Source organism: Streptomyces sp. NPDC047079, assembly GCF_040643755.1.
Taxonomy (GTDB): Bacteria; Actinomycetota; Actinomycetes; order Streptomycetales; family Streptomycetaceae; genus Streptomyces.
Map to the genome: position 1 here is coordinate 24740 of NZ_JBEYUZ010000025.1, position 15409 is coordinate 40148.

The following is a 15409-nucleotide window of genomic DNA, read 5'->3' on the forward strand; positions in this document are numbered from 1 at the left end:
ACAGCAGACCCCGACCCGGCTATCTTCGTTAGCGTGGCTAGTTAGACCGCCTAACCAGATCCCGGAAAGGGACGGTGCATGACCACAGCGCACGAGCTCTGGGACGACGTCGACGCGTACTTCACCGGCCTTCTCGCCCCCGCCGACGAGGTGCTCACCGCGGCCCTGCGGGAGAGCGAAGCGGCCGGACTCCCGCCCATCAACGTCGCGCCGAACCAGGGCAAGCTGCTCCAGCTCCTCGCCCGGCTCCAGGGCGCGCGCCGTGTCCTGGAGATCGGCACCCTCGGCGGCTACAGCACGATCTGGCTGGGCCGGGCACTGCCCGCGGACGGCCGGCTGATCACACTGGAGTACGACGCGAAGCACGCGGATGTCGCCCGCCGCAACCTGGCCCGGGCGGGCCTGGACAAGAGTACCGAGGTCCGCGTCGGCCCCGCGCTGGAGTCGCTGCCGAAGCTGGCCGAGGAGCGCCCCGACCCGTTCGACCTGGTCTTCATCGACGCGGACAAGGCCAACAACGCGCACTACGTCGAGTGGGCCCTCAAGCTGACCCGCCCCGGAAGCCTGATCCTCCTCGACAACGTGGTGCGCGGCGGCCGGGTCATCGACGCGGACAGCGACGACCCCGGCGTTCGGGGCACCCGGGCCGCGCTCGAGCTGATGGCCACCCACCCCAAGTTGACCGGGACGGCGGTGCAGACGGTGGGCGTCAAGGGACACGACGGGTTCGCGCTGGCGCGCGTGCTGGACTGACGGCTTCTACGCCCCGTGGTGGAAGCCCACGTTCACGCTGCGCGGAGTGGTGCGGTCCTGGATGACCAGCTCGCCGAAGCCGCCGTGCGGGAGCCTGACCGTGCCGCCGTAGGGCAGGGCCTGGGCCGGCTGTCCCGCCAGGGTCAGCTCCACCTCGCAGGACGGCTCGGCCAGGGAGCCGCGCAGCCAGCTCACCTGCCACCCGCCCTCCGGACCGCACAGGAACTCCAGGTGGACCCGCGAGACGAACAGCCAGTCGTCCGGGGTCACCAGCCGGCACACGGACGCGTCCCGGCCCACCCGCAGCACGGTTCCCGGGGCGCTGGGCGCGTCGGCCATCAGCATGCCGGCCGTCGCCCCGGCGTCCGCCCCGGAGACCGAGGCCATGGTGAGTTCGAGCACGTGCGCTCCTCCTGAGTGCGGCCGTTCAAGTGTCCTGCGGGCGCGCCGCGTTGGCGTTCCGCGGCGGAATGATAATTCGCCCGATCGCCGCGTCGGGTGACGTCCGGCACAATGGGCCCATGACCGAGCGCAAGCCACCCGGCGTCAGCTTCGAGTCTTTCGTCGACAAACAGATCCGTGACGCACAGGAGCGCGGAGAGTTCGCGAACCTCCCCGGCGCGGGAGAGCCCTCGGCCTCGGTCACCGAGACGGTGTACGACGAACTGTGGTGGATCAAGCGCAAGATGGCACGCGAGGGCATCACGGTCCTGCCGCCGACGCTGGCCCTGCGCAAGGAGGCCGAGGACACCCTGATCGCGGCCGCGGCGGCACCGTCCGAGCGGGTGGTACGACGACTGGTCGAGGACCTCAATGTGAAGATCCGCGACATGATGTTCAAGCCGCCACCGGGCCCGCCGCTGGGCCTCAAGCCGTACGACGTCGAGGAGGTCGTACGGCAGTGGCGCGAGCGCCGGGCGGGCGGGCGTCCGGGCACGAGTGGGCATCCGGGCGGCGGGCCGGGCGGCGGCGCGGACTGAGTGACGGCCGGGCGGAGGGCGCACGTCGGCGGGGCCGGCCCCGGGCACACGGTCCGGCGCCGACCCCGCTCCAGCGGACGGTCTCCTACGGCCTACGGCCGAAGGCTCACAGACTCAGCAGCCGCTCGACGGTCACGCGGTAGTCGCGCAGGGCGAGCCGCAGCTGTTCGGTGTCGGCGCCGGCATGGGCGTCGTCGCCGGTTTCCTGCCACGAGGCCTTCAGGGTCCGCCGCCGTGAGGCCACGGCCTCCGACAGCCGTGCGACGACCTCCTGCGCCACGCGGTCGGCCTCCTCGACGGCGTCCCTCGGCTCGTCGACGAACTCGCCGATGGCGTGCTGCAAGCGCTGCGCGAACCTGTCGCACTCCTCCCGGGGCAGCAGCCGGGCCGACCCCGAAGCGCCCTCCGCCCGGAACTCCCCGGACGCCCCCGGGGTGCCCGCACCGGCGGCCTCGCGATACCCGGTCCCTTCGGTGCCCTCCCGGTATCCGGTCCCTTCGGTGCCCTCCCGGTATCCGGTCCCTTCGGTGCCCTCCCGGTATCCGGTCCCTTCGGTGCCCTCCCGGTATCCGGTCCCTTCGGGGCGCATGCCGGCGGCCTCCCGGGCCGTCTCCTCGGACCGCATGTCGGCCTCCTCCCGGTACCCGAGACCCGCGGGCCGCACATCCGCGGCCTCCAGCGGATCGGTACCTTCCGGCCGTACGTCCCTGCGGCGCGCGACCCCCTCGGACCGCACATCCGCGGTGCCCCGTCGCCCGGCGCCCTCGGGAGGCATCTCGCCTTCCGCCCGGCGCTCGTCGCCTCCGCCCGTTATCCGGTCAGCCATCATCCTCAACTCCCCTTCGCATGCTGCCTGTGGAAGCCCCACGGAAGACGGGACTGTCCCTCGGTGCGCCCGCCGGCCCCCCGGTGCGTGTCCGCCGCGGCGTCGGCCGCCTCGCGGCGCGCGGGTTCGACCAGGTCCTCGAAGAGCGCGCGGGCCTCCAACAGGGCCGCCCGCATCTCCTCCGTGCCCGCGCGGCCGTCGGCGGCACCGCCGGCCGGGGACTGCGCCACCCGGTGCAGTCGGCGGTAGCCGTGGACATGGTGGGCGTGGTGCACGGACAGCGCGTCCAGCTGTTCCTCGTAGCGCCCGCCGTCGGGAAAGCCCAGGGCGCCCGCCAGCTCGGCGAGCAGCCGGTCAGCCTCGGCCACCGCATCCCTCGGGGAGTCGACGAAACGTTCCTGGGCGGCCGTCCAGCGCGCCGAGTACCGCTCGCGCTCGGCCGGTTCCAGCGGCTGCTTCCGCAGCGAACCGTACTTCTCCAGGCGCGCGGTGAGTTCCCGTTCGGCGGCCTTGGTGTCACCGTCATGCCGGGTCACCGTCCGCTCGTACTCGGGTCCGAAGCGGCTCTTCAGCCCCCGCCCGCCCAGCGCGCGACGGGCGCGCGGGGAGACGGCGGCCGCACCCGCGACGGCGGCCGCGACGATCACGATCACAATCAAAGCGATGATCAGGCCAGTGGACATGGATGCCTTCCGATTCCTCGGCCCGGCGGGCCGTCTTCCGCCCGGGTTGCCCGGAGGACGGCCGCCAAACGGGCACCCGCAACCGGAGGCCGCGCTCATCGGGCGTCGGTCACGGCGCGAGCCCGTCGCGGCCCGGTCACCACCGGCCGTCAATTCGGTTGCGCACTCCTACCCGGCGGTCCGGACAATGTCCGGCATGACCTGGACCATCGCTCCCGAGCCCCCGGACTCGCCCGTCGCCGCCGCGTTGTGGCGCGCGTACTACACGGAGGTCAGCGACCGCTGGTACCGGCTCCACGAGGGGCGCTCGACCGACCCGGAGGAACTGGAGCGCGAGATCGCCGCCGGCACCGGCGCCCGGCTGGCGCCGCCCGGCGGCGTGCTGCTGGTGGCGCGGTACGGGGAGGAGCCCGCCGGAACGGCGGGCGTACGGCTGACGGACCCGGCCACGGCCGAGCTCAAGCGGGTCTTCCTGCGCAGGGAACTGCGCGGCAGGGGCGGGGCCCGGCTCCTCGTCACCGCCGCGGAGGAACACGCCCGGGCGCTCGGCGCCCGGCGGATGGTCCTGGACACCCGCCACGACCTGGTGGAGGCCCGTGCCCTGTACGCCCGTCCGGGATACGCCGAGACCGAGCCGCACAACGACGATCCGTACGCGGAGCACTGGTTCAGCAAGCGGTTGGCCCCGGTCTGAGCGGGCCCGGCGTCTACAGGGGCCGTCCGGGCGTCCTCGTCCGCCTGCCCGTCCGGTCGTGCGGACGTTCCGCGTCGCAGCCGCACATCTCGGCGTTCAGCTCCTGGACCAGCTTGCGCAGGTCGGTCGGGCGGCCAGGCCCCCACCAATCGCCGAGAAGTTCGGCCAGGGACTCCTCGCGGGCCTGACGCAGGTGCTCGGCCACCTCACGGCCCCGCTCGGTGAGGGTCAGGTCGAGCCCTTCGCGCGCCACGAGGCCCCGCTCCTCCACCTGCCGCGCGGCCTGGAGGATGACGTTCAACGGGACCGTACTGCGCTCGGCGAGGATGGCCGGTTCGGCCCAGCCGTGCTTCTGGATCCGCAGCAGCAGCCAGCTCGCGCTGGGCAGCAGGTCGTACCCCGCCCGTTGGGTGATCTTCTCGTAGATCTCGCGCCGCCCCTCCCGCGAACCGATGACGGACAGCGCCCGGCGCACCTCGTCGGACGACGAACGCTCCACCGGATTGCTCGCCAGCGTCTCCGTGACCTCCGGTGCCGTCACCGAGCCGCGCAGTTTGTCCTCGCGCAGGTACCACGCCAGCACGAAGCCGAGGAGGACGACCGGGGCGGCGTACAGGAAGACGTCGGTGATGGAGATGGAGAACGCGTGCAGGACGGCGGGCCGCGCGGCGGCCGGGAGGGCCGCGATACCGCGAGGATCGGCCTTCAGGGTGTCGGGCGAGACGCCCGGAGGGAGGGGGCGCCCGGCGAGCGCCGCCGAGAGCTCGCCGCCGAGCCGGCTCGCGAAGATCGCGCCGAAGACGGCCACCCCGAAGGAGGCGCCGATGGAGCGGAAGAAGGTGGCACCGGAGGTGGCGACGCCCAGGTCCTTGTAGCTGACGGCGTTCTGCACAATCGTTACCAGGACCTGCATCACCAGGCCGAGGCCCAGGCCGAAGACGAAGAAGTAGACGCTCATCTCCGCGGTGCTGCTGTGTTCGTCGAGCCGGTGCAGCAGAAGCAGGCCGATCACGGTGACACCGGTGCCCGCGACCGGGAACACCTTCCAGCGGCCGGTGCGGCTGACGATCTGGCCGGAGCCGGTGGACGTCAGCAGCATCCCGGCCACCATCGGCAGCATGCGCACTCCGGACACGGTGGGGCTGATGCCGTGGACGACCTGGAGGAAGGTCGGCAGGTACGTCATCGCGCCGAACATCGCGAAGCCGACGATGAAGCTGATGACGGCGGAGAGCGTGAAGGTGCGGGCGCGGAACAGGTTCAGCGGCAGGACGGGTTCGGCGGCCCGGCGTTCGACGAACGGGAAGGCGAGGAGCAGGACGGCACCGAGGACCGCCAGGCCGGTGATCTGCGGTGAGTCCCAGGCCCACGTGGTGCCGCCGAGCGAGGCGACCAGGACCAGACAGGTGGCGACGGTGGCGATGAGGAAGGTGCCGAGGTAGTCGATGACGTGCCGCTCCGGCTTCCTCGGGATGCGCAGGACGGCCGCGCTCACGGCGAGGGCGAGGATCCCGAGGGGCAGATTGACGTAGAACACCCAGCGCCAGCTCAGGTGCTGAGTGAACAGCCCGCCGAGGAGTGGCCCGAGCACGCTGGTCGTGCCGAAGACGGCGCCGAAGAGCCCCTGGTAGCGGCCCCGCTCCCGGGGCGGGACGATATCGCCGACGATCGCCATGGACAGCACCATGAGCCCGCCGCCGCCCAGTCCCTGGACCGCCCGGAAGGCGATCAGCTCGGGCATGTTCCGCGCCATGCCGCACAGCGCGGAGCCGACCAGGAAGATCACGATCGCGCCCTGGAACAGCTTCTTGCGGCCGTACTGGTCGCCGAGCTTGCCCCACAGCGGAGTCCCCGCTGTCGAGGCCAGCAGATAGGCCGTGACCACCCACGACAGATGCTCAAGACCGCCGAGGTCGCTGACGATGGTGGGCAGCGCGGTCGACACGATCGTCTGGTCCAGGGCGGCCAGCAGCATGCCCAGCAGCAGCGCGCCGATGGAGACCAGGACGCTGCCGTGCACGCTCTCGTCCGAGGGCGCGACGCCGCGGACGCCGAACGGGCCGCCGGAGCCGCCGGGCCCTTCCGTCTCAGACCCGTCGGCCGCGTCCCTCGGTTTCGCCTCGCCTCTCGCGTCCGTCTCTTCCGTCTCGTCCGTCACCTCCGCGGCATCTCCCGTCCTGCCCTGCGCGTCGCTGGTCATGAAAGGCCTCCCGTGGACGGTGATCGGCCTCTGGGGCTCTCGTTCATCGTGCACTCCATCGTGGGAGGTATGCCCCACTATTGCCTGTTGTGTACCAATGGGAGGCGGAGGTTCTGGGGGCTGCCGGGAGATTCTGTGAGGGAGATCTGCATAATCTCTGGAGTTCGTCGGGAGGGGACCCACGCGTGAGCGGATCGAACGGACGAGCCTGCCCGGAGTGCGGGACGTCGCGACGCCCGGACGGTACGCCGTCGTGCGCGTGCAACCAGCGGGCCTCCGACGCACTCAGAGACGCGCGTACGGCGGAGGCGGCAGCGGCGGAGGACTTCGATCCGCTGCGGATCCGGCCGTATGTGGAGCTGGGGGGCACACCGCCGACGGCCAAGGCTCCGGCCGCACCCGAGGAGTCTTCCGGGAAGCCGGCGGGGGCCGCGGCGCATAAGGACACGGGAGCGATCACACCGGACGGGACGTTGCGCCGTCCGGGGGTACCGGAGGGGGGCGGGGGCTCCGGCGCGGCACCGGAACCCACCGAACGGCCCACGGCGGCCGACGCGGCACCGGAACCCACCGAACGGCCCACGGCGGCCGACGCGAGGGCCGTACCCCTCGCACCGGCCGGGACCGGGCAGCCCAGTGGCCCCGCAGACGAGGCAGGCGAGGCCGACCAGACGACACGACTGCCGGCGAGCGGGGCCCGCGGACCGGACGAGACCATGCCGCTCGGTGCTGTCCAGAACCCGACCATGCGCCTCGGCCCCGTATCCGCGGCGCCCCTGAGCCCCGAAGCCCCGGACGGCGAGCCGCCCCGGCGTCGGCGGCGCACCGTGCTCCTGGCCGCCGGTGGTGCGGTCGTGGCGGTCGCGGCGGCGGCGGGTCTCGCCGGCGGGCTGTTCTCGTACGACCGGCCGCAGCGGGACGCGGCCCTGCCCGACGGCATCCGCGCGAGCGTCCCGGAGGGCCCGTCGCGCGGGACCCCGGCACCGGGGTCCACGGCGTCCGCACCGGCGCCCGCGACGAGTACGGCTCCGTCGCCGAGCACCAGCCCCTCGCCCTCCGCGTCCCCGTCGAGCGCGTCGGCGTCCCCGTCCGCCTCCCCCACCCCGAGCCGGACGACGACCGCGCGGGCGACCACCTCCGCGTCACCGGGCCCGGACGGCGACGGGCAGGGTCACCAGGCCCAGGTGCTGCGCCGGGGCGACGAGGGCCCCGAGGTGAAGGAGCTGCAACTGCGGCTGCGCCGGCTGAACCTCTACATAGGCCCCGCCGACGGCGTGTACGACGGCCAGGTGGAGAGCTCGGTCACCACCTACCAGCTCGCCCGCGGCATCAGCCAGGACGATCGGGGGGTGTACGGGCCGGCGACGAGGGCGGCGCTGGAGTCGGAGACGAGCGAGCCCTGACGGTGGCCGGGGAAAGGAACCCGGTCAGCCGATGTGCAGCCGGATCGTGCCCTCCGGCGTGGCCTCCACGCGTACCTGCGTGAGGTCCCGGACCAGCACGTCCGGACGGTGCATCCCGGCCCGGGGTCCGACGCCGATCACCCGCATCCCGGCGGCGCGCCCCGCGGCGATGCCCGCGCCGGAGTCCTCGAAGACCACACAGTCGGCCGGGTCGACGCCCAGGTCGGCGGCTCCCTTGAGGAACCCCTCGGGGTCCGGCTTGCTCGCGCTCACGCTCTCGGCGGTGATCCGCAGATCCGGCAGCCTCAGCCCCGCGGCGGCCATCCGCGCGGTGGACAGCGCCACGTCGGCCGACGTCACGAGGGCGTGCGGAAGCCCGGCGAGGGAGGCGAGGAACGCGGCGGCGCCGGGGACCTCGACGACGCCGTCCATGTCGGCGGTCTCCTCGGCGAGCATGCGGGCGTTGTCGGCGTGGTTCTGCTCCATGGGCCGGTCGGGCAGCAGTACCGCCATCGAGGCGTGGCCCTGGCGGCCGTGCACGACCTTCATGACCTCGTCGCCGTCCAGCCGGTGCCGCTCCGCCCACCGCCGCCAGCAGCGCTCCACCACGGCATCGGAATTGACGAGAGTGCCGTCCATGTCCAGCAGCAGGGCGCGGGCGGTGAGAACGGTGGCCGTCATCGGCATGGCTCCAAGGCGCGAGAACAGGGCCGGGGTACACCCTGGGACGGGGACTGGGGTACGCCCGTAGGACAAGGCGGCCCCGCCCACCGGTCAGGGGAAGCGGGCGGGAGCCACTTTGTTTCTCCACGGTACAAAACGAGGCGGCGTCGCGCCACCGGCCCCCCGAACCCTTCGATACCCCGCCATCGGCCGTTCACCGCATGGACACCGCCTTCGCGGGCCGTCACCCCGCCACGGCCTCGAACAGGCCCCAGACCCCGAGCCCCAGCATCAGCAGCGCCGCGATCTTCGTGATCAGCTTCAGCGGCACCCTCTTCATCAGCGCCCTGCCGCCGACGATGCCGAGGCCGGCGACCGCCCAGAGGGCGAGGACCGCGCCCAGGCCCACCGACAGCGGGTCGTCGTAACGCGCCGCGAGGTTCGCGGTCATGATCTGGGTGAGGTCGCCGAACTCGGCGACGAGGATGAGCATGAAGCCCGTCGTGGACACCTTCCAGAAGCTCTGGTTCCCGGGCCGGCGGACCTCCTCCTCACTTTCGTCCTTCTTCAGCAGCAGTACGGCGGCACCGCCGAGGAAGAGGACACCGGTGAGGGCGTGCACGATCTGCTGCGGCAGCAGGGTGAGCAGGCTGCCCGCCGCGACGGCGAGCAGGACATGCAGCAGGAAGGCGGCGGCGACACCGGTGAAGACGTACGAGGCGCGGTAGCGGGTGCCGAGTACGAGACCGGCGAGGGCCGTCTTGTCCGGCAGTTCGGCCAGGAAGACGACGCCGAAGACGAGCGCCAGGACGGTAATGCTGATCAAGGTTCCTCAATCGGTCGGGGCTGCCCCACCGAGAGTGCTGTGACTGCTGCGACACCTCGGCACGGCAGCACACAGATTGCCCGGGCCTGATGGCACGGGCGTGCACTGCTTGCCGAAGGTCTCGCTGGCCGATCCTCTGGTGAGGATCCGCCTCCGGGCGCCGGCTCAGGCGTGCTGAGCAGTGTGTCGACGGTCCGGCGAAGAGCTACTCCCCTTCTGCGCCGCCCATGCTACGCGACCGCCGGACGCGGTGGACGGGGCCGTAAGAGACGTCACACCCCTTGTGGTGACATGCACACGTCACTAACTTCTCATCGAACGCATACCTTCCGGCAACACCCACTCGCGAGCATTCCCTGGCTCGCACCCCAACGCCCCCACCCCACAAGGGAGTTCGCATGCCCAAGATCTACGCGCGTCGACGCTTCAGCATACTCGCGGCTCTTACCGGACTCATGGCCTTCGCCGGACTCTTCAACGGTCCGGCCGCCTCCGCCGCGCTCCCCACTCCCGTCAGCGGCGCCACTGCCCGCAGCTACCTCGCCTCGCTCACCGTGGCCACGGAGAACCGCACCGGCTACAGCCGCGACCTGTTCCCGACCTGGAACACCATCAGCGGCACCTGCAACACCCGCGAATACATCCTCAAGCGCGACGGCTCGAACGTCGTCACCGACTCCTCCTGCGCCGCCACCAGCGGCAGCTGGTACTCCCCGTACGACGGCGCGACCTGGTACGCCGCCTCCGACGTGGACATCGACCACCTGGTTCCGCTCGCCGAGGCCTGGGACTCCGGCGCGAGCAGGTGGACGACCTCCCAGCGCCAGGCCTTCGCCAACGACATCACGCGTCCGCAGCTGCTCGCCGTCACCGACAACGTCAACCAGGCCAAGGGCGACCAGGACCCGGCCACCTGGATGCCGTCCCGGACGGCGTACCGCTGCACGTACGTCCGCGCCTGGGTCCAGGTGAAGTACTACTACAACCTCTCCGTCGACTCGGCCGAGAAGAGCGCCCTCCAGAGCTACCTCGCGAGCTGCTGATCCCCGGCCCCTCCCCACGGACCTCCGTCGTTCCGTACCGTACGGGGCGACGGAGGAGGAGAACGCCGTGGCGGGACTGCGCCTGGGACCACTGCTGAGATACGCGGACGGCTCGTCCGCGACCGTCTGGGTCGAGGCGAGCCGCCCGTGCACCGCCGAGGTGCGCTGTGCTTCAGGCGCCCGCGGCAGCGCCCGCACCTTCCAGATCGCCGGCCACCACTACGCGATCGTGCCGGTGAGCGGGCTCACCCCGGGCACGGCGGAGGCGTACGAGGTGCTGCTCGACGGCGTCCCCGTGTGGCCGCCGCCCGACTCGCCGTTCCCGCCCTCCGTCATCCGCACGCCCGACCCGGAGAGCGTCCGCATCACCTTCGGCTCCTGCCGCCGGGCCGCCGCACCCGCCGACGGCGAGGACCCCGTCGGCCCGGACGCGCTGGACGCGCTTGCGGCCCGCCTCGCCGCCGCCCCGGACGCCGAGCCCCCCGACGTACTGCTGCTGCTGGGCGACCAGGTGTACGCGGACGAGACGTCCACCGCGATCCGCGACCGGATCGCCGCCCGGCGCGGCCTCGGCGATCCCCCGGGCGGCCAGGTCGCGGACTACGAGGAGTACACCTGGCTCTACCACGAGTCCTGGCTCGACCCCGGGATCCGCTGGCTGCTGTCCACGGTGCCCAGTCTGATGATCTTCGACGACCACGACCTCATCGACGACTGGAACACCAGCGCCGCCTGGCGCGCCGGCATGCGGGCCACCGCGTGGTGGCACGAGCGGCTGCTCGGCGGTCTGATGGCGTACTGGGTGCACCAGCACCTCGGCAATCTGTCCCCTGCGGAACTGGCCGCGGATCCGCTCTACGCGGCCGTACGCGAGACCCCGGACGGCACGGACGTCCTGCGCGCTTACGCCGCACAGGCGGACGCCCACCCCTCCACCGTCCGCTGGAGCCACCGCCGCGACTTCGGCCGGGTACGGGTCGTGATGCTCGACTCCCGGGCGGCGCGCGTCCTCGACGAGGACGGCCGGGCGATGCTGGACGCCGCGGAGGCGGAGTGGTTCGAGGAGCAGGTGCGCGGCGCCCGGGGCGTCTGTGAGCACCTCCTGATCGGCTCCTCGCTGCCCTGGCTGCTCCCCCACCTGGTGCACGACGCCGAGACGTGGGATGCCCTCCTGTGCCGCGGCGTACGCGGCCCCCGCTGGGCCCGCTTCGCCGAACGCCTGCGGCAGAAGGCCGACCTGGAACACTGGTCGGCGTTCCCGGAGTCGTTCGCGGCGCTGGCGGACCTCATCGCCGAGGCGGGTACGGGGCCGGGGGCGCCGGCCGGTGTCTACGTGCTGTCCGGCGATGTCCACCACGGGTATGTCGCGGAGCCCTCGTGGCCGGACGGCGGCCCCGACGCCCGGGTCCTCCAGCTGACGTGCTCGCCCGTGCACAACTCCGTACCGCCGGCCCTGAGGCTCGGCTTCCACTTCGGCTGGAGCGGCCTCGGGCGCGCCCTGGGCCGCCTTCTCCTCCGGCACGGACGCGGCGCGCCCACCGGGTTCGCCTGGCGCCGGACGGGCGGCCCCTGGTTCGGCAACCAGCTGATGACGCTGACGCTGCGCGGGCGTTCCGCGTCGCTGCGGGTGGTCCGGGCATGGCCTGACGGCACGGGAAAGGCGCGGCTGGAGACCGTGGAGGAGTCGTCCCTGACCTCCCCATGAGGGACATTCGGGACGCCGGAAGCGGGCGTTGACTCCCGTGGTCCCGGGGGTACCCCCTCCTCGAAGCGCCCGGGGAAGGCATGATGAGGCGGGCCGTCCGCCTCCAGCGTGCGGTGCACGGCCCTGCGCCCCCCACACGCCCGGGAGTCACCCTTTTGTCTGCCGCGACCGCGGAACCGTCCGCCACGACCGTGGAACCCGCGCCGGTCTCCGTCGCCCTCGTCGGCGCGGGACCGCGCGGCACCAGCGTCCTGGAGCGCCTCTGCGCCTCCGCACCGGAACTCCTCCCGCCCGGCACGCGGTTGACCGTCCACGTCGTGGACCCGGCGCTCCCGGGACCGGGCCGCGTCTGGCGCACCGCGCAGTCCCCGGAGCTGCTGATGAACACGGTGGCCTGCCAGGTGACGCTGTTCACCGACGACAGCGTGGAGTGCGCGGGTCCGATCCGGCCGGGGCCGAGCCTGTACGAGTGGGCGCGGGAGCACCGGGCGGGCGGGGCAGGGAAGCCGGGGCCCAGCGGCGGCGAACAGACGCTCGCGGGGCCCGGGTTGGCGGCGCGGCGGGACGGGACGCCGGGCCCGGACGACTACCCGACCCGCGCGGAGTACGGCCGTTACCTGGAGTGGGTGTTCGCCCGCGTGGTGGACGGCGCACCGGAGGCGATACGGGTCGAGGTGCACACCGCCCGTGCGATACGCCTGCGGGACGCCGCCGACGGGAGCCAGGCGCTGACTCTGTCCACCGGCCGCACCCTGACCGGCTTGTCCGCGGTGGTCCTCGCCCAGGGCCATCTCCCGGTGGTCGCGGACGCGGACCAGCGCCGGTACACCGCGCACGCCGCCCGTCACGGTCTGCGTCACATCGCCCCGGCCAATCCGGCGGATGTCGACCTCGCCCCGCTCGCGCCGGGGGAACCGGTGCTGCTGCGCGGTCTGGGCCTCAACTTCTTCGATCACCTGGCTCTGCTGACGGCGGGGCGCGGCGGCCGCTTCGACCGCACCCCCGACGGCCTGCGCTACCGGCCGTCGGGTAACGAGCCGCGGCTGTACGCCGGTTCTCGGCGCGGCGTGCCGCACCAGGCGCGCGGGGACAACGCGAAGGGCCCGTACGGCCGCCATGTGCCCCTGCTGCTGACCGATGACGTGATCGCCGCCTTCCGCAAGCGCGCGGACTCCGGGGAGGCCCCGGACTTCCTGGCCGAGATATGGCCCTTGGTGGCGAAGGAGGTGGAAACGGTCTACTACGAGGCGCTGTTGGCCCGCCGCGGCACCGGGCGGCGCGGGTTCCGGGATCGCTTTCTCGCCGTCCCCCACCGCGGCGACGGGGAAGGAGCCCTTCTCGACACGTACGGCGTACCGGCCGCGGACCGCTGGCGCTGGGACCGGATCGCGCGTCCGTATGCGGGCCGCGTCTTCCACTCGGCGGCGGACTGGCGCGACTGGCTCCTCGGCCATCTCCGCGAGGATGCCGCGCAGGCCGCCCTCGGCAATGTCGCGGGCCCGCTCAAGGCCGCCCTGGACGTACTGCGCGACCTGCGCAACGAGCTGCGGCTGATCGTCGACCACGGCGGCCTGTCCGGCACCTCCCGCCGGGACCATCTGGACCGCTGGTACACCCCGCTCAACGCCTTCCTGTCCATAGGTCCGCCCAGACGGCGCATCGAGGAGATGACGGCTCTGATCGAGGCGGGGGTCCTGGAGGTGCTCGGCCCGCGCCTGGAGGTGCGCGCGGAGGACGGGGCGTGGGTCGCGCACTCCCCCGACGTTCCGGGTTCGACCGTGCGCCTGCGCACACTGATCGAGGCGCGGCTGCCGGAGCCGGATCTGCGCCGCACCGCCGACGCCCTCCTCGCCGACTTGTTCCACACGGGCGGATGCCGGCCGCACACCGTGGACGGTTACGAAACCGGAGGGCTGGACGTAACACCGCGTCCCTACCGTCTGATCGACCGACAGGGGACCGCCCACCCGTGCCGGTTCGCGTTCGGAGTGCCCACCGAGGGCGTGCACTGGGTGACCGCGGCCGGGGCCCGGCCCGGTGTGGACTCGGTGACGCTGTCGGACGCGGACGCGGTGGCGCGTGCGGCCCTGCGTGCCGCGGCGGGGAAAGCGACGCCGCACGGCCAGGCGAGCGAGGCCGCCGGACGGGGGAAGCGGAACCACCGCTGGAGTGCCGACGAGGCGGAACCATGGCTTGATGTTGAAGCGGAACCACCGCTGGACTGCCGACGGAGCGGAACCATGGCTTGATGTTGAAGTTGCAAGCTTTGGTTAGGGTTACCTAACCTGGCGGCTCAGTCGGTTTCCGTTCCCACACCGGTCCGTCCGCGGACCGAAACCAGACCGAAGGAGCCCCCCACATGACCACACGTATCAACAGAGCGCAACCCTACGCGATCGGCCTGTTCCGGATAGTCATCGGCCTGCTCTTCGCCTGCCACGGCGCCGCCTCGCTCTTCGGCGTCCTCGGCGGCGCGATGGGCCCCCAGGGCGGGACCGTGCCGACCGGCGCCTGGCCGTTCTGGTACGCCGCCGTGATCCAGCTCGTCGCCGGCGCCCTGGCGCTGCTCGGGCTCGGCACCCGCGCTGTCGCCTTCGTCGCGTCGGGCTCGATGGCGTTCGCGTACTTCGACATCCACCAGCCGGCGGCGCTGTGGCCGATCCAGAACGGCGGCGAGCAGTCCGTGCTCTTCTGCTGGTCCTTCCTGCTGCTGGTGTTCACCGGCTCCGGCGCGTTCGGCCTCGACCGTCTCCTCGCCCCCCGCTCGGCCACGGCCGCCGAGGAGCGGACCTCGGAGCCCGTCGCGGCCTGATCCGCCCGGTCCCACGACGGCGCCCGCTCCCGGACCCAAGGCGGCGGGCGCTGTCCGCGCCCGGCGGTCAGCCCGCCCGGCGGTCACTGTGCTCGTCATCGGGCCCCGCCGCCCCTCCTGTCACAGCCGCCGCGTACGCTGTGCGGCTGTCGAAAGGCCGCTCCTGCCGCTCCCCGCGACATCGCGGCACGCAGTTGCCTCTGGGGACGGGGAGTTCCGGTGTTGGAGAGTGTGGGGTCGCTGGCCGGCAGCCCCTGGATCTACCCGGCGGTGGCCGCGTCGGTCCTGCTGGACGTCTTCCTGCCGCTGCTGCCGAGCGGCGTGCTGGTCATCACGGCGGCGACCGCGGCGGCCGCGAGTTCGGCGGTGGCACGCGTACCGGACGTCTTCTGGCTCATGGTGTGCGCGGCGGCGGCCTCGGTCCTGGGCGACCTGGTGGCCTACCGCCTGGCCTGGCGCGGCGGCCCCCGCCTGGACCGGGCGATCGCCCGCTCCCGCCGGCTGTCGAGCGCTCAGAAACGGCTGGGCGCCGCCCTCTCCCATGGCGGCGGCGCGCTGGTGATCCTCGCCCGGTTCGCGCCCGCGGGCCGCTCGGTCGTCTCCCTCGGCGCGGGCGCCGCCCGCCGCCGGGCTCGCGAGTTTCTGCCCTGGTCGGCGCTGGCGGGGATCGTCTGGGCCGCGTACAGCGTGGCGCTCGGCTACTTCGGCGGACAGTGGCTGGGGGCGAACTGGCTGGCGACGGGTGTCTCGGTGATGGCCCTGTTCGCGGCGGGCGCGGCCGCGACCTGCCTGATGCGCCGCCCGGCCGCGCGGGAGTAGCG

General features: G+C 72.8%; 15 protein-coding genes. 9 read left to right on the plus strand and 6 right to left on the minus strand.

Annotated elements, in window-relative coordinates; all coding sequences use genetic code 11:
- The first annotated feature begins 78 nt into the window (after positions 1 to 78).
- Complete coding sequence (locus tag ABZ823_RS25600) at positions 79 to 753, plus strand: O-methyltransferase (RefSeq protein ID WP_361664826.1); 675 nt, start codon at positions 79 to 81, stop codon at positions 751 to 753.
- Between the two features lie 6 nt (positions 754 to 759).
- On the opposite strand, the gene ABZ823_RS25605 is transcribed toward ABZ823_RS25600, so the two are convergent.
- Positions 760 to 1155, minus strand: a complete 396-nt coding sequence (locus ABZ823_RS25605) for a hypothetical protein (protein ID WP_361664829.1) — start codon at positions 1153 to 1155, stop codon at positions 760 to 762.
- 119 nt (positions 1156 to 1274) lie between these two features.
- Between ABZ823_RS25605 and ABZ823_RS25610 the strand changes: the two genes are divergently transcribed.
- Positions 1275 to 1733: a DUF1992 domain-containing protein gene (locus ABZ823_RS25610; RefSeq protein WP_361664832.1), complete on the plus strand. Its 459-nt coding sequence runs from the start codon at positions 1275 to 1277 to the stop codon at positions 1731 to 1733.
- A 106-nt stretch (positions 1734 to 1839) separates the two neighbouring features.
- Here ABZ823_RS25610 and ABZ823_RS25615 read toward each other — a convergent pair whose 3' ends face one another.
- The gene (locus ABZ823_RS25615) at positions 1840 to 2559 is read right to left on the minus strand and encodes a hypothetical protein (RefSeq protein WP_361664834.1); all 720 of its coding nucleotides are present in this window, start codon (positions 2557 to 2559) and stop codon (positions 1840 to 1842) included.
- A gap of 5 nt (positions 2560 to 2564) precedes the next feature.
- Positions 2565 to 3242 (minus strand): hypothetical protein, encoded by a 678-nt coding sequence (locus ABZ823_RS25620; RefSeq protein WP_361664836.1) that lies wholly within the window; start codon positions 3240 to 3242, stop codon positions 2565 to 2567.
- Between the two features lie 196 nt (positions 3243 to 3438).
- Between ABZ823_RS25620 and ABZ823_RS25625 the strand changes: the two genes are divergently transcribed.
- Entirely contained in the window at positions 3439 to 3936 is a 498-nt protein-coding gene (locus ABZ823_RS25625) for a GNAT family N-acetyltransferase (RefSeq protein ID WP_361664838.1), read from the plus strand.
- Positions 3937 to 3949: 13 nt separating this feature from the next.
- Here the strand turns inward: ABZ823_RS25625 and ABZ823_RS25630 are convergent, their stop codons facing one another.
- Entirely contained in the window at positions 3950 to 6136 is a 2187-nt protein-coding gene (locus ABZ823_RS25630; protein ID WP_361664841.1) for an MDR family MFS transporter, read from the minus strand.
- A 185-nt stretch (positions 6137 to 6321) separates the two neighbouring features.
- Here ABZ823_RS25630 and ABZ823_RS25635 point away from each other — a divergent pair, with 185 nt between their 5' ends.
- Positions 6322 to 7539, plus strand: a complete 1218-nt coding sequence (locus ABZ823_RS25635) for a peptidoglycan-binding protein (RefSeq protein WP_361664844.1) — start codon at positions 6322 to 6324, stop codon at positions 7537 to 7539.
- Positions 7540 to 7563: 24 nt separating this feature from the next.
- On the opposite strand, the gene ABZ823_RS25640 is transcribed toward ABZ823_RS25635, so the two are convergent.
- Both ABZ823_RS25640 and ABZ823_RS25645 read right to left on the minus strand, forming a co-directional pair.
- Complete coding sequence (locus ABZ823_RS25640; RefSeq protein ID WP_361664846.1) at positions 7564 to 8226, minus strand: HAD-IA family hydrolase; 663 nt, start codon at positions 8224 to 8226, stop codon at positions 7564 to 7566.
- A 220-nt stretch (positions 8227 to 8446) separates the two neighbouring features.
- Entirely contained in the window at positions 8447 to 9028 is a 582-nt protein-coding gene (locus tag ABZ823_RS25645) for a TMEM165/GDT1 family protein (RefSeq protein WP_361664850.1), read from the minus strand.
- Between the two features lie 398 nt (positions 9029 to 9426).
- Here ABZ823_RS25645 and ABZ823_RS25650 point away from each other — a divergent pair, with 398 nt between their 5' ends.
- From ABZ823_RS25650 to ABZ823_RS25670, 5 genes are all read left to right on the plus strand, one after another.
- A complete protein-coding gene (locus ABZ823_RS25650; RefSeq protein WP_361664853.1) occupies positions 9427 to 10071 on the plus strand; it encodes an HNH endonuclease family protein in 645 nt (214 codons plus the stop codon).
- Between the two features lie 67 nt (positions 10072 to 10138).
- Entirely contained in the window at positions 10139 to 11776 is a 1638-nt protein-coding gene (locus ABZ823_RS25655; RefSeq protein WP_361664856.1) for an alkaline phosphatase D family protein, read from the plus strand.
- A 155-nt stretch (positions 11777 to 11931) separates the two neighbouring features.
- On the plus strand, positions 11932 to 14025 hold the full coding sequence (locus ABZ823_RS25660) for an FAD/NAD(P)-binding protein (RefSeq protein ID WP_361664859.1): 2094 nt from the start codon (positions 11932 to 11934) through the stop codon (positions 14023 to 14025).
- A gap of 110 nt (positions 14026 to 14135) precedes the next feature.
- The gene (locus ABZ823_RS25665) at positions 14136 to 14588 is read left to right on the plus strand and encodes a DoxX family protein (RefSeq protein WP_361664861.1); all 453 of its coding nucleotides are present in this window, start codon (positions 14136 to 14138) and stop codon (positions 14586 to 14588) included.
- 219 nt (positions 14589 to 14807) lie between these two features.
- Positions 14808 to 15407 (plus strand): VTT domain-containing protein, encoded by a 600-nt coding sequence (locus tag ABZ823_RS25670; protein WP_361664864.1) that lies wholly within the window; start codon positions 14808 to 14810, stop codon positions 15405 to 15407.
- Positions 15408 to 15409 lie beyond the last annotated feature (2 nt).